We start from the raw sequence: 13,735 nt of genomic DNA on the forward strand, positions 1-13,735 counted from the left end.
TCAGAAGAAGAAGCGACATCAGAAGAAGAAGCAACGTCAGAAGAAGAAGCGACATCAGAAGAAGAAGCAACGTCAGAAGAAGACGCAGTAACTGATAATCATTATTTCAAAGAGCCAAAAGGCTCTTTTTTTATGAAAGGCGGTATTTTGTCTTGATTGTTGGTATTGCAATAATTTCTTTACGGTTACTAAGTGGCCGAGCACTATTTTGGGTAAAAACAAACTAGGAATTCTGGATTCTTAGTCAAAAGAAATTACACCACAAATTTTGCAATACACCATTTAAACGTCTTCGCTGCAGTGGAAAGTTTCTAGATCTTCTTTGTAGTAGAGTTCGTATAAATGTCGAGTATCCGCTGGGTCTGACTTAACCTTTCGAAGGCTACTTTTCTAGTTTCGTAAGAACCCACTAGATTCACTAAATCTGGAATCACTAATAGGTCTGTCACTGTCATTATTTCCTCTCGCATCCAAGACGAGACTGAAGTTTTTTTTCATATGTAAGTATCTTAGATATGACAGCTCCAGCGGGATCAGTGCCGACTGCAATAAAATCAACAATGTTTCTTGAATTAATCAATTTGTATTTCCTTTACCATTAATTTATTTCATGAAAAAAAATGGGGGAGAATTAGGGAGAGATAAAGTTTTTATACAGTTTAAGAAATATATCATTCACTTAATAGGATTTGAAAGTTTAAAAAGAGTGGAACAATTTAATCCACTCTTCTTCCATTTCTAGTGTATAATATTACATTTGAAACATCATTTGGGATAATAGAAGAAATTCGAATTCTTTTCCTGGGTAAGATTTTCGAGATGCCTTAACGCATTATTATTGCTTTGAAATTCATCTTCTTATTTTTAGTGAAGGTGGGATAATAATTTTATTCCACCTTTTATTCAAATATTAACGACGACGACGGCGTCTTCTTTCTCTTTCTATATCTATATCTATGTCTAAATCTTGATCCTGATCATTTTCCTGTTCTTGTTCAGATCTCACTCTAGCGTTACTGCGGCTGTTGAGTCTGATATCAACCCTAGAATTACCTGAGTTAGTAATATTAGAACGTGCAACGTTGGTATTTTTATCGGTATTTCGAACATCCGCTTCTGATTCTGAATTAGATCTATTTCTTAACTCAGATTCAATATCTGTATCAAAATCCACATTTACATTTGTATTTTCATTATTTCTTCTTCTTATTCTTCTTCTTCTTGACATTTTTATTGACTCCTTCATTTTTTAAATATTTCCTTGCATTAGAACCTAAACAAGCTCTATATCAAAATATTAGTTTTGTACATTTTCTTGTTCTTGATTTGGATTAATACGAGCATTAGAAATTACACTCCAGAATTAATCGAAAACCTTGACAGTAGCATGTGTGGAAATATAAGTTTTTCGCAGTTTTACTAACTTCAAATTCAGTTTTTGACTTATCTCTGTTTCTGTTACGAATATCAGTTTTAACATCTCAGTATCAATATTTACCTTGATCTATTCATTCCTTTTCCTGTTTTCTCAACCTTAAATAAGTCTCCCCTTTCTTATTTACGTTTTTTCCTTTAAAGCCACTTTTCTTTCTTTTTAGTGTCCTCAGTAATACTGTATTCCTATGGTATTAATGATGAATAGACTAATCCCACAAATACGTTTGTTTTTTTACCCTTTTGGTAAAATTCTTTCATTAACGAGTGCTTTAGCACAATAAATGAGGAACTATTTTTGCAGTTTTTACGTGTTTTTCAATGTTATGCATTCGGGAGCGACTATAAAGTAAGTTTTGTATAGGGTCATTTAGTGTGAAGAAGGAAAATCATTTTGATAAGAAGAATATAAAAAGTGTTGTTAAGAATATTTGATGGAAGAATCCATCATGAATGGGATCGAAGCTGACGAATTACCACCGCAGAGCCATACCTTACAATGGATTACTTTGGGAGTAACATTAAGCTTGCTGTTCTGACTGTGGTTCATTTTATTATTCTTAGACGTAAAAAGAATGGCAGCAAGTTCTGCAACAAGAGATGAGCTTTTACTTAAAGAAGGACAAAAGAGCCCAATTCATCTGAAAATTAATGATAAACTAACTGGAGAATTAAATAAGGGGGGATTTATTATGACCAAAGATGTTGAAACTTTTCCGGTACTTGAAACTAATAGATTAGTATTGAGAAAAATTGAAAAAGGCGATGCAAACAGTATCTTGAAATATCTATCTGATAAAGAAGTAATGAAATATTATGGTTTAGAACCTTTTAAAACAATTAACGATGCTTTAAACGAGATATCATGGTATCAATCGATATTAAATGAAAGAACTGGAATAAGATGGGGAATTACTTTAAAAGGGGAAGATGAAGTTATTGGTAGTTGCGGATTTCATAACATGATACCTCAACATTATCGAACTGAAATTGGATTTGAGTTAAGTAAAAGTTATTGGGGGCAAGGATTAGCAAGTGAGGCATTGGAAGCTGTAATAAGGTACGGATTCGAACATTTAAAATTACAAAGGATCGAAGCGTTAATTGAACCGCCTAATATACCGTCACAAAAGTTAACAGAAAAACAGGGATTTATTAGAGAAGGGTTATTGAGGAATTATGAGTTTACTTGCGGTAAATTTGATGATTTATATATGTATTCATTGTTAAAGCAAGACTTTGATATACTTCAAAAAGAGAAATAAAGTATTTAAACAATTAATTATATTTCCGAGACCGAGAAGCGTTAATTTAACACTACATTATTAATGAACCTACTTTATTTAAATCAATTGTACATTGAATATATGTAAATAATGTGAGAACCATTGATCTTACAATAGTTCTCACATCGAAGTTTAGATATACGCGATTTGTTGGAGGTACCTAATAGATTTAGTCTGTGGATACAAGTTATTATTGGATTAAACAGTATATAATTGTATTATGGCTAATTAATGTAATTATGAAATGGACTCAGTTATTAAATGATTTCTTTCTTACACTTGCCAACTGCAGCACCAATACCCCAAGAAACTGCATGATCACTTTTACAATGATCTGGCCTAATATCGCCATCCAAATCACATTCCATGGTAAAATATTTGCACCAATTGGTGACAACCCGACAACGACAAAAATCGCTGAGTCTAATATTCCACCAATCACGCCGCTATACAAAACGCGTAAGTGCATCGGTAAATTTAATCTTGAATAAATCTCCGTATCAGTCGTTTCCGAAACAGCGAAGCTTATCGCACTTGCAAAAACAATCCACAACGTATCTCCAAGCAGATAACTAGAAATGGCTGATAGAATTAATGCTAAACAAATAAAAAGATAAGTTTTCTTTCTTCCATATTTATTTTGAACAAGATCCCGAAATATAAATGTTGCCCCAATTAGAAATGAACCCATCGGAATTAGAAAAATGCCAACTTCAAGCGGTGCAAATTTGGCAGTAACAACGTTTGCCAAAACGATCGTAAATAAATAGATGACTAATCTCATGTTATTTTCACTCCTTATCGATTATCAACTTTTTCGGGATATAAATCATGATTCATCAATCGATATTCTGCCATTTGTTCATATTTTGTGTTTGGTCGGCCGTAGTTTGTATAAGGGTCAATTGAAATTCCGCCCCTAGGCGTAAACTTGCCCCAAACTTCAATATATTTTGGATCCATTAATTTAATTAAATCGTTCATAATAATATTCATGCAATCTTCATGAAAATCGCCATGATTCCGAAAACTAAATAAATATAGTTTTAAAGATTTACTCTCCACCATCTTTTGTTCAGGGATATAACTAATATAAATCGTTGCAAAATCAGGCTGACCAGTTATTGGACAAAGACTAGTAAACTCAGGACAATTAAATTTTACAAAATAATCCCGATATGGATGTTTATTATCAAAGGCCTCTAAAATCTCAGGGGAATATTCAAATAAATATTTTGTCCCTTGATTTCCTAATAAGGTAATATCTTCTAATTCATGATCTTGACGTCCAGGCATAAAAAAATCCTCCTATTTGTCCCGAATGGACAGGGAGGCCAGCAGAATTAAACCAATAAAAAAAGCCATATCTATTTGCGGATATGGTTTACACCATAGTTTTTTATAGAGGGTTTCTGCTATGAACCTCTCCCGTTCAAACGGGTTTCTTTATTTAATTGATAAGGATACTATAAAGGAAAGACAAAGTAAGTGTCAATAGATAATTCCCTCGCCCTCTTATGCAAAATTTTCTAAACCTAGGTTATGCAGTGGTTGCTCCAATTAATGACTTATTAGTTCATTATTATGGTTTTGATTTATTAACAGCTGCCGGAAAAATTTCCATGTAAAGTACGCAACTTTGTAACCTTAAGGTTATATAATGAGTATTATAGGTTACTTTTTTTGAGGGAGATGAAACATTGAAAAGTGAAATATATCAATTTGAAATGAAAAGGAAGAATCTAATTGTTGGTAATTTAGTTGGATTTACTTTGTGGCAAATTCCATATTTAGTTCATTATGTGATTTCTAAACCAACCATCGTCTTATCAGGCTATAGTTCAATTATTTCTGTCATTGGTTTGTTCATTTGGTTATATTACAACATTAGACTTATTAAATTTTCTGGGCAACTTCGAAAAAAACATGAATTAGCTCGCTCATTAAATGATGAATATTTTCAAGTAATACGACAAAAGAGTTTTACATTGGCATTTTGGGTACTGTTGGGGTGTATAGTAATATTGTTTGTTCAAAGCCTGTTCATTCATTTAAACGTTCAATTAGTATTGCATGCATTAATTATTATTGGAGTTGTCAGTGCTCTTATTTCTTACCTGATTTTTGATAAAGATAATTAAGAGGTAATATATGATGAATGGAGATTATCTGGAAAATATTATAAAAGTAAAAAGAGCCGAAATGAACCTTACTCAAGAGCAGTTGGCAGAATTGATTGGAGTAACGAGAAAAACCATAAACACTATAGAAAATGGTAAATTTATTCCTAGTACCATATTAGCGATTAAACTGGCAAGAGTATTTGAGGTTCCTGTTGAAGATTTGTTTATTCTTAAGCAATTTACTCCCTAGCTTTACGACAACGTAATGCAAAACGGTAACATTCAGTAACAAAATAAAAAGGGAGAATGTTTAATGGAGGTGAGTCTACAAAATAGCTCATCCTCCTTTAAATCTTAACGGTGATGCCGGGTAAGGTCTATTACACCTAATACTACGTGTGCTAAGCCAAATCCAAAAACGGTATTTGCAATCATCTTATTTGAACCTCGTTTTTGTTTTAATGCGTAACCGGTAGCAGTAACCAGCTGTACCTAATGCAGTCGGAATTATTCCTTCACGAATATTCATGGCAATATCCGCATTTAGTTGGTGTTTAATCACCACCATTATTGTTGCTGTTATAATTGAAAATATGCTATTTACAATACCTTTTGGAGGAGCTGCTTTTTAAGTGAAATATTCTAATTTTGCTTCGGGGAAAAACTTTTCCATATAAGTGTAAAGATGTTTTTTTATATCCTCTTCTTCTTCTTTTTGATAAATATATTTTCCTATTCCATATTTACCCCATTTATATCTCCTTTTTTCTTCATCTAATTCTAACTTTGTCATAGGGTAGTTTTTTTCAATTACTCTCTTTGCCGGTTTTGTAAAACGATGCTGGATAAATTCAAAGGTAAGATCTTTCTTTGCTTCAGGAGGTAATTCAGCATCTAAACGCTCAAACATATGAAAGTATCCATCCTCCCATCCTTCATGAAGATAGATAGGTGCTACTATAAATCCAAGTGGATACCCAGCTCTTGCAACTTTTCCGGCAGCTTCAATTCTTTTTTCTAAGGGAGAAGTCCCCGGCTCAAAGTTTTTAATGATATAATCTGCATTCACACTAAAACGAAATCTTGTTTTTCCGTTATGTTTAGCATCAAGTAAGTGGTCTACATGGTGAAATTTTGTAACAAATCTTAATTTGCCGTATTCCGATTTTCCAAAATGCTCAATGGCTCTTTTAAGAGTATGGGTCAAATGATCAATCCCTACAATATCGGATGTACAAGATGCTTCAAATCTTGTTATTTCTGGAGCACGCTCCTCCATATATTTGTCGGCAGCCTCAAGAATCTCCTCTACATTGACATATGTACGGATATACGGCTTACTTCCCATCGTTGTTTGCAAGTAGCAATAATGGCAGTGACCCATGCATCCAGTAGCAAAAGGAATAGCATACTCTGCTGAAGGCTTTGAAGTGTCAAATTTAAGGGTTTTTCTAATACCAACTACTAGTGTAGACTTGGCAACCCGGTATCTTTGAAATTCGTTATCACCGGGGAGATTTCTTACTTGATTGTGGGAAGTGGTATGCCGAATCTCGACATCCATCTTTTTAAATTTCTCATGTAGTTCTTTTCCTAACGGAAAATCTAATGCATCAGGTTCAAAATAAACAAGTTTGGGTGTAAATGGTTTCATTCCAATATCCCCTCTGAATCATATCCGTAATAATAATGATAGGCTTGGTTTGCTTCTTGTTCTGTAGAATAAACAGCCATTTCATTTGATAGCGGATAATATGTTTCATATAAAAACAAAGCTAATTCATTCGCATTTTCAGGGTTATTGACTACTGCTGCTGCTTGAATATTGGCTACATCTTGGGTATGGGGATTACGATAAAAAACATAGACAATATCTCCCGCCTGATAATTTTGATTTTCCATTCTATCACCTTCGTTTTATTAGTCCTATTAAGATTCTGCCATTCGTTCTTAAAAATTATGATTGCTTGATTTTGGAAGGGTGAAAAAGGAGAAGTCCATATAAATCAATTTTTTCCAATTTGACTCTTCATTTTATTTACTTTAAAAAGAAAGAAGAGCCATCAATAATTTCAACGTCATTCCTTGATTTGACTTCACCCATTAATTTAAAAAGCGCCTCATCTTTCCTCTTAGCCTCAATCATACAATCAATTTGCGGAACACTGCCTCGTATTACGTTAAGGAATCTAAAAAACATATCGATGTCTACATAATCTGCATGATGACGAAATGCTTTATCATTCTTGGGACTTGATATATGCATTTTTATTGGGAGCGGAGAATGCCTCCATGTCTGAACAACTCTATTCCAGTTGCCTTCCCAATTGGCATCTTGGTGGTAGGCGAGATGATGATGATAATCGAAAACTAGAGGGATATTTAATTTTTCACATAAGTAAAGTGTATCTTCTAAAGTAAAAGAAGTATCATCATTTTCAAGCATGATCATTTTTTGAATCTTTTTTGGGACTTCCATCCAATTATCAACAAAACGCTCAAGTGACATGTCGGTTTCTTTATAATTACCACCTACATGCATGACACAGCGATGAGTCGGGTCAATCCCCATCGCCTTTAATAATAGGTAATGCAGCTTTAAGGTGCTTATTGAATTTTTTAAGATGTGCTTCTCTTTAGCATTAATGAGAACAAAGTGGTCCGGATGAAAATCAACTCTTATCTTATGTTTTTTTGCGAAATCTCCAATCTCACGAAACGGTTCTTTTAACGGCTTAATATAATTCCAATCAAGAAGCTCTTCGTGGTTGGCTAAAGGAATGAGGCGAGAGGTTAATCGATAAAAATGAATGTCAGACGCGGCATTATGTTTTAACAGTCTTAGAGTATTGTGCAAATTCAAAAGTGCAATACGTTCTAATTTACGAATGGCCGCTTCCCGATCATCAATTTTCTGGAATTGTGCAAAAGTCATTGTTTTCGATGGGGATGCATTTTTAAGTTCCATACTCATTGCGACATAACCAAGACGTACAATCGTCATTTGTTCCACCTCATCAAAAAATATGGCGATAGTTTTTTACTGTTTCAATACGGTTACCATTCCACCGCTGCACTTGAAATACGTTTGACTACCCGAATGGCAGCTATTTCTTCAACAAGTCTCTGCATGGCAAGATTCTTTTGTTTTGCTTCTATCATTATGTCGAAATCTTGATTAAACTCCTTTGCCATCTTTAAGAAGGGAAGGATAAAATCAAAAGAAACAAAATCAGCATGGGAACGATAGGCTTGTTCAGACTTTGGGGAAGAAAGGTGGACTTTCGGTATAATATCAGAACGATTCCAAGTGTTAAATATACGGTTTAAATAAAGTGGGAGGTCATTCCCATCGTTATTCGCCATATAGTGATGATAATCGAGTACCATGGGAATGTTTTCCTTTTCACAAACAAGGAGTGTTTCTCGAATATTATACGTTTTATCATCATTTTCTAGCGTCATAACCTTCTTAATTTCCTCTGGCAATTTTTTAAGATTATGATGGAAGCGAATTAACGACTTATTTTTATCACCATACGCTCCGCCAATATGAATATTAATTAATCCCGTATCGAGAACATTTATGGCTTCGAGCATCCTAAAATGGTACTGCATATCTTTTACTGCATTCATCGTTACTTCTTCTCTTGGGCTTGTGAAAAGTGTAAATTGATTTGGGTGAAAGCTTACTCTAAGTTTAAATTGTTTTACTAAACTTCCAAGTTCTTTCCATTCATTTTTGAATGGGGTAATGAAATCCCACATCACTTCAGGATGGGTTGCTAAAGGGACAAGTGAGCTCGATAATCGATATAATTCGATTTCATGCGCGATATTATAATGCAAAATTCTTTTCGTGTGCTGTAAATTTTGTGCTGTAATAGATTTTAGCTTTTCCATTCGTTCGTCTTTAGGAAGTGCTGAATACCGTGCAAAAGTTATAGTTTTTGATGGACTTGCATCCCATAAGCCCAATGCATTTGCTACATAGCCGAACCGAATCTTCATTTACTTTTTCCCCTTGATTTTATACTTTAAAATTGAAATCTTATATGAATTGGTTATTTATAAGCACATGTAAAACGCTAAAGCACAATCCGAATTTTATATTCTATTTTCTGCAATAATCTATTTCTGTATACAGAGGATAAGAATGGAAGAAATCAAAAACGTTTCGATATTGAAGCTGAAGAGAATTTTCTTTTTGAAAAACCAGTCGGCTAAATCTCCTAATCTTCAAGCTGAGTAAGTCCTGCTTCAAAGGAAATAATAGGAATTAAGCTTCCTAGATTAGAATATAGTAGGTAAAAACTAGGGGTGAAGTAAGAGTATGTCCTTTATAAATGGAAAATACATTGAAGTTGATTCTGGAGTAGAGTTGTTTGTTCAAGAAGCAGGCAGTGGAGAACCTATCGTGTTCATCCCGGGGTTTACGTTTACAACAGAAGTTTTTTCTAAACAGGTAGAATATTTCTCAAGGACGAATCGAGTTATCGTTATTGATCCAAGGAGTCATGGCAGATCAACTATGGCCATTCATGGAAATGATTATGTCTCCCATGGATCAGATTTAAATGCGGTACTTCAGGCGTTAGATGTTAAAAATGCTACTCTTTTAGGATGGTCTTTTGGTTGTCTGACAGTTTGGGAGTATATTAAGCAAAATGGTTTTGATAATATCAAATCCTTAATCCTTGTAGACATGCCGCCTAAATCTTTATCAACAAAAGATGATGATTGGGTTGAAGGACCACTAGATGATATTTCAGCAATTTATAATACGTATTTACGAAATTCAAGCGGACAAAGGGAGTTCATTACCAGTTACATAACTCAAGTGATGGTGCAAAGAGAACTTGAGGAAGAGGAATTAACCTGGCTAGTTGAGCAGTCTTTAAAAACTCCATATTATATTGCAGGCAATTTGTTTGCTTCAGGAATGTTTTCTGATTATCGAGAAGAAGCGAAAAAAGCAAGCCAAACTGTTCCTTTATTAGCCGTTGTTGCGGAGCATTGGGCTGATCATGCAGTTAGTTATATAGAACGAATGACACCGGAAACAAAAATAGAAGTTCTTGGTGGACACATGATGTTTTGGGAGTATAGTGAAAAGTTCAATGAGATTGTTAACGATTTTATTAATAAGAATGAATAAATGTGTATAATAAAAAGTCACAGTGACTTCCCGAAGTTTATCGTATGTTAACAGGATATTAGGGAGTCACTGAGTTTGCCCTTTATTTCTTGACTCACAAAAGTAATTGAATTAATGAAACAACTTTGTTATAAGATTATCAACTTTTTAGAAGTGGAGGTTTTCCTTGTGACAGCATCAATGAGATTAAGATTCCCATTTTCATTCGTTAATTAAATACGTATGAAGGCTCTGCCTATGTTCAGAGCAACAGGATTGGTCTGTCTATTTCTAAGGGAACCTATATATAACGGTTATTTTAAAAGAGGGGATAAGTCTCCCTCTTTTTTTGTTGTCTTTAAAAATAATTAGATCGGTATGAGCGCATGAATGTGGGAAGCTTATTTAATAAATTTTAAAGAAATGGGATGTTAATCAATGAATACAGAAAATAACAATCTTAGTTTGAAGCATGGGGATACAAGAACTATTGTTATTATATTTAATTTGGCAAAAGCTAAAGATCGATTGGTTACATACGATTTTGGTTGCTGAGCATCATCATATGCTGCCGCTTGTAAGTTCAGGTACCCCAATTCTTTACAGATTTACTGCTACAGTTAAAGTAATGGAAGAAGATGTGATACGGTGAACCGTATCAAAAGTAAATGAGGTTTTTATTTTTATCTACGCTATAAAATATCAAATTGATTCCCCTTTAGATTTTATTAGGCTTCCAGAAAGTGTTTCTTAGATGGTGAATTTATGTATAAGTTTTTAGAGGCAAATTTCATCCATAACTTTAGGAGTCAAGCTTATTAACTCAATATCTTTCCATTATTTTCATGGAATGTTACAAAAAAGAGACCCTAGTTCATCAAATGTATATAAAAAATAAAAATAAAATCAACAATATATTAACATTCATACAGTTTAATAGAATTGCACCAAAGATTCTACTACTAGGGGGATTATTAGATGATTAATAACAAACTTGTGAAAAAAGGAGCTACTTTAGCACTTGCTCTAGCTATTACAGTTCCAGCATTATCACCGACAGCAGTGAATGCTCAGAAAAATATAACAATAGAAGCTGTTAAATTTAATGGAATGAAAGCACCTTCTACTATTGAAGAAATGGTAAAGACGTATACAACTACAACAGTTGATGTGAAATATAGCAATGGAAAAGTTAAAACATTTCCGTTGTCCTACAACTACCTATTTAAATCGGAAGATAAGGTAGCAACTGTGAAAGGGAAAAAAATCCCTGCAGGTACACCAATTGATGTAAAAGGAAATCCAATTAAGGATCCTAGCAGCACAGATGGAGGATACTTTGTCTCCGATGCTCCGGATTCAAACAGCTTAATGCTGCCTATTAACGGCAAACTTTATATGGTTACACATTATGAATATCAAACCATTGATGCTGCTGGTAAATCAGCATACGGTTTAGTTCCTGCATCTATGTCTTTAACTGAGATGGAACAGGACCAAAAAACAGGTGAACTGAAACCTGTAAAAGTAGAAAAAATTGATTTTTCAGCAGTAAATGGACTTTGGATTCCATGTAACGGGTCATTATCTCCTTGGAATACACATTTAGGTTCTGAAGAGTACGAACCAGATGCACGACTTTTCTTAGATCCAACCTCGAAAGTAAGAAGTCAAGTTGAAACATTCGCTAACTTCTATTTTGGAGATAAAGCAAAGGCTAATCCTTATTTCTATGGGTACACTCCTGAAATTACAGTAGAAAAGAACGGGAAAACATCAGTTGTCAAGCATTACAGTACAGGACGCTTCTCTCATGAGTTAGCAAAAGTCATGCCTGATAACAAAACTGTATTTTACGGGGATGATGGCGGTAATACAGGAATGTTTATGTATGTGGCTGACAAAGAAAAAGATTTATCATCAGGTACACTATATGCCGCTACATTTAAACAAACAGGTACTGAAAACGGTGGCTCAGGCGATTTACAATGGATTAATTTAGGACATGCAACCGATAGAGAAGTAAAAAATATTATTGACAGTGGGATTACATTCAATGATATTTTTGAAACTTCAGATGCGCCTAAAGAAGGTTTTACAGCTATTAAAACATACTCAAATGAAGGAAAAGTTGAGTACCTAAAACTTAAACCTGGCAAAGAAAAAGCAGCAGCCTTCCTTGAAACTCGCCGTTACGCTGCCATTCTTGGTGCGACTACAGAATTTAACAAAATGGAAGGTGTAGCACTAAACGAAAAGGATAAAAAAGTATATATTGCAATTTCCGATCAAAGTAAGGCTATGGAAAAAGATTCAACAGGAAAAGACCCAGCAGACCATATTCAATTACCGAAAATTAAATCCGGTGTAACATATCAATTAAATTTGCAAGGTGGCCAAAAGGATAGCGAAGGAAAGGCTATTAATAGCTCTTATGTAGCACCATCAATGTCTGGATTAGTTGTTGGTGAAGATTTAAAAGAAGCTGATTCATTTGGAAACACTGCAAATGTAGATAAAGTAGCCAATCCAGATAACTTAAGTTACTCTGAATTAATGAGAACACTCTTTATTGGTGAAGATAGTGGGGCTCACACAAATAACTACGTTTGGGCTTATAATGTTGATACGAAAGAATTAGATCGTGTCTTATCTGTTCCAGCAGGAGCGGAAGCAACTGGATTATTTGCTGCTGACGACCGCAATGGATTCTCATACATTTTCAGCAATTTCCAGCATCCTGGTGATGAGGTAGATGCTAAGTCAATTACAGCTGTTAATAAAGATGATTTACTTAAAGCTGTTGACGAACAAATTGGTATTAATAAAACAGGTGGTATTGGTTATATCACTGGTCTGCCTTCTTTAACAAACATGCCAGATTTCACTGCACCTGAAGCTCCTAAAGTAGATAAAGTAACAGCAAAATCTAAATCAGTTACAGGTACAACTGAAAAAGATGCTACTGTACAAGTTTATAACGGGAAAACATTATTAGGGGAAGCAAAAGCAAATTCAAAAGGGGAATTCACTGTGAAGATTAAAGCCCAAAAGGCAGGCACAAGCCTAAATGTTGTGGCTAAAGACAAGGCTGGAAACAATAGTGAATCAACTGTCATAAAAGTTGTTACTAAATAACAAACACGTACATTTATTGTGCATGTAAAAATGAAAAGGGCTGTCATAAAAGTGACTTTTGTGACAGCCCTCATTCTATTCCATGCTTTTCCATAAGAATGGATTAACTCATTGGGAGTTTATTTGTGAAACGACTCTTTTTGTTTGCGAAACACTCATTTAGCTTTCAAAATTCTTCGATTTTCAGTATAGTTAATATAACATTGGTAAATAAATGAAGCGGAAGATAATATTTCTATAAAAATAATAGTAAAAGGAGGATGCATAAATGTATGAACTGAAGACGAAAGAAACTGATAGTAGCGTCATTGAATTTATCGAAAGAGTCGAAAATATCAAAAAGCGTAAAGATGCATATGACTTGTTAGATATCTTCACGGAAGTGACAGGTTTTCCGGCAAAAATGTGGGGGCCTAGTATTATTGGGTTCGGTTCTTACAATTACATATATGAATCTGGGCACGAAGGAGATGCACCACTTGTAGGGTTTTCACCTCGTAAAGCAAAAATTAGTTTATATTTTAATCTGGGTGAAAAAGAACGAGAAGAATTACTAGAGCTTTTTGGGAAACATACAACAGGTAAAGCTTGTGTTTATATTAATAAACTAGATGACA

At 34.2% G+C, this 13,735-nt stretch carries 15 protein-coding genes and 1 pseudogene; 7 read left to right on the plus strand and 9 right to left on the minus strand.

What is annotated here, in order from left to right; all coding sequences use genetic code 11:
- Nucleotides 1–311: 311 nt before the first annotated feature.
- A complete protein-coding gene (locus V7127_RS20900) occupies nucleotides 312–455 on the minus strand; it encodes a hypothetical protein (RefSeq protein WP_335347477.1) in 144 nt (47 codons plus the stop codon).
- 455 nt (nucleotides 456–910) lie between these two features.
- Entirely contained in the window at nucleotides 911–1,228 is a 318-nt protein-coding gene (locus V7127_RS20905; RefSeq protein ID WP_335354754.1) for a hypothetical protein, read from the minus strand.
- 898 nt (nucleotides 1,229–2,126) lie between these two features.
- Here V7127_RS20905 and V7127_RS20910 point away from each other — a divergent pair.
- Nucleotides 2,127–2,699, plus strand: a complete 573-nt coding sequence (locus V7127_RS20910; RefSeq protein ID WP_335347478.1) for a GNAT family N-acetyltransferase — start codon at nucleotides 2,127–2,129, stop codon at nucleotides 2,697–2,699.
- A gap of 271 nt (nucleotides 2,700–2,970) precedes the next feature.
- Here the strand turns inward: V7127_RS20910 and V7127_RS20915 are convergent, their stop codons facing one another.
- Together V7127_RS20915 and queF are read right to left on the minus strand one after the other, a co-directional pair.
- Entirely contained in the window at nucleotides 2,971–3,504 is a 534-nt protein-coding gene (locus tag V7127_RS20915; protein ID WP_335489233.1) for a VUT family protein, read from the minus strand.
- 14 nt (nucleotides 3,505–3,518) lie between these two features.
- Entirely contained in the window at nucleotides 3,519–4,016 is a 498-nt protein-coding gene (gene queF / locus V7127_RS20920) for a preQ(1) synthase (RefSeq protein ID WP_335489236.1), read from the minus strand.
- 404 nt (nucleotides 4,017–4,420) lie between these two features.
- On the opposite strand from queF, the gene V7127_RS20925 reads away from it, so the two are divergent.
- Together V7127_RS20925 and V7127_RS20930 are read left to right on the plus strand one after the other, a co-directional pair.
- Nucleotides 4,421–4,861, plus strand: a complete 441-nt coding sequence (locus tag V7127_RS20925; protein WP_335489239.1) for a hypothetical protein — start codon at nucleotides 4,421–4,423, stop codon at nucleotides 4,859–4,861.
- 10 nt (nucleotides 4,862–4,871) lie between these two features.
- A complete protein-coding gene (locus V7127_RS20930; RefSeq protein ID WP_335489242.1) occupies nucleotides 4,872–5,093 on the plus strand; it encodes a helix-turn-helix transcriptional regulator in 222 nt (73 codons plus the stop codon).
- A gap of 104 nt (nucleotides 5,094–5,197) precedes the next feature.
- On the opposite strand, the pseudogene V7127_RS20935 reads toward V7127_RS20930, so the two are convergent.
- The 5 genes and pseudogenes from V7127_RS20935 to uvsE (V7127_RS20955) all read right to left on the minus strand — a co-directional run bounded on the left by V7127_RS20935 (nucleotide 5,198) and on the right by uvsE (V7127_RS20955) (nucleotide 8,854).
- Nucleotides 5,198–5,372 (minus strand): annotated as a pseudogene (locus tag V7127_RS20935) (asparagine synthase).
- Nucleotides 5,373–5,471: 99 nt separating this feature from the next.
- Entirely contained in the window at nucleotides 5,472–6,497 is a 1,026-nt protein-coding gene (splB, locus tag V7127_RS20940; protein WP_335489245.1) for a spore photoproduct lyase, read from the minus strand.
- The gene (locus V7127_RS20945; protein WP_066298552.1) at nucleotides 6,494–6,745 is read right to left on the minus strand and encodes a transcriptional regulator SplA domain-containing protein; all 252 of its coding nucleotides are present in this window, start codon (nucleotides 6,743–6,745) and stop codon (nucleotides 6,494–6,496) included. The genes splB and V7127_RS20945 overlap by 4 nt, the downstream gene beginning before the upstream one ends.
- Before the next feature lie 136 nt (nucleotides 6,746–6,881).
- Nucleotides 6,882–7,847: a UV DNA damage repair endonuclease UvsE gene (gene uvsE / locus V7127_RS20950; protein ID WP_335489248.1), complete on the minus strand. Its 966-nt coding sequence runs from the start codon at nucleotides 7,845–7,847 to the stop codon at nucleotides 6,882–6,884.
- A 53-nt stretch (nucleotides 7,848–7,900) separates the two neighbouring features.
- A complete protein-coding gene (gene uvsE, locus V7127_RS20955; protein WP_335489251.1) occupies nucleotides 7,901–8,854 on the minus strand; it encodes a UV DNA damage repair endonuclease UvsE in 954 nt (317 codons plus the stop codon).
- 322 nt (nucleotides 8,855–9,176) lie between these two features.
- Here uvsE (V7127_RS20955) and V7127_RS20960 point away from each other — a divergent pair, with 322 nt between their 5' ends.
- The 4 genes from V7127_RS20960 to V7127_RS20975 form a co-directional block, all read left to right on the plus strand.
- Nucleotides 9,177–10,001: an alpha/beta fold hydrolase gene (locus V7127_RS20960; RefSeq protein ID WP_335489254.1), complete on the plus strand. Its 825-nt coding sequence runs from the start codon at nucleotides 9,177–9,179 to the stop codon at nucleotides 9,999–10,001.
- A gap of 451 nt (nucleotides 10,002–10,452) precedes the next feature.
- The gene (locus tag V7127_RS20965; RefSeq protein ID WP_335489257.1) at nucleotides 10,453–10,632 is read left to right on the plus strand and encodes a hypothetical protein; all 180 of its coding nucleotides are present in this window, start codon (nucleotides 10,453–10,455) and stop codon (nucleotides 10,630–10,632) included.
- A gap of 326 nt (nucleotides 10,633–10,958) precedes the next feature.
- Complete coding sequence (locus V7127_RS20970; RefSeq protein WP_335489260.1) at nucleotides 10,959–13,118, plus strand: Ig-like domain-containing protein; 2,160 nt, start codon at nucleotides 10,959–10,961, stop codon at nucleotides 13,116–13,118.
- A gap of 268 nt (nucleotides 13,119–13,386) precedes the next feature.
- Nucleotides 13,387–13,735, plus strand: a 349-nt coding sequence (locus tag V7127_RS20975) for a DUF1801 domain-containing protein (RefSeq protein WP_335489263.1), incomplete at its 3' end; no start/stop codon positions are given.

It is taken from the genome of Bacillus sp. JJ1773 (assembly GCF_036962035.1).
Taxonomy (GTDB): Bacteria; Bacillota; Bacilli; order Bacillales; family Cytobacillaceae; genus Cytobacillus.

Excerpts from the sequence above, each read along its gene's own strand:
- queF (WP_335489236.1), bottom strand. The coding sequence starts at position 4,016 with ATGCCTGGACGTCAAGATCATGAATTAGAAGATATTACCTTATTAGGA.
- V7127_RS20960 (WP_335489254.1), top strand. The coding sequence starts at position 9,177 with ATGTCCTTTATAAATGGAAAATACATTGAAGTTGATTCTGGAGTAGAG.
- V7127_RS20915 (WP_335489233.1), bottom strand. The coding sequence starts at position 3,504 with ATGAGATTAGTCATCTATTTATTTACGATCGTTTTGGCAAACGTTGTT.
- V7127_RS20900 (WP_335347477.1), bottom strand. The coding sequence starts at position 455 with ATGACAGTGACAGACCTATTAGTGATTCCAGATTTAGTGAATCTAGTG.
- V7127_RS20965 (WP_335489257.1), top strand. The coding sequence starts at position 10,453 with ATGGGGATACAAGAACTATTGTTATTATATTTAATTTGGCAAAAGCTA.
- V7127_RS20905 (WP_335354754.1), bottom strand. The coding sequence starts at position 1,228 with ATGTCAAGAAGAAGAAGAATAAGAAGAAGAAATAATGAAAATACAAAT.
- uvsE (WP_335489251.1), bottom strand. The coding sequence starts at position 8,854 with ATGAAGATTCGGTTCGGCTATGTAGCAAATGCATTGGGCTTATGGGAT.
- uvsE (WP_335489248.1), bottom strand. The coding sequence starts at position 7,847 with ATGACGATTGTACGTCTTGGTTATGTCGCAATGAGTATGGAACTTAAA.
- splB (WP_335489245.1), bottom strand. The coding sequence starts at position 6,497 with ATGAAACCATTTACACCCAAACTTGTTTATTTTGAACCTGATGCATTA.
- V7127_RS20945 (WP_066298552.1), bottom strand. The coding sequence starts at position 6,745 with ATGGAAAATCAAAATTATCAGGCGGGAGATATTGTCTATGTTTTTTAT.
- V7127_RS20910 (WP_335347478.1), top strand. The coding sequence starts at position 2,127 with ATGACCAAAGATGTTGAAACTTTTCCGGTACTTGAAACTAATAGATTA.
- V7127_RS20970 (WP_335489260.1), top strand. The coding sequence starts at position 10,959 with ATGATTAATAACAAACTTGTGAAAAAAGGAGCTACTTTAGCACTTGCT.
- V7127_RS20930 (WP_335489242.1), top strand. The coding sequence starts at position 4,872 with ATGATGAATGGAGATTATCTGGAAAATATTATAAAAGTAAAAAGAGCC.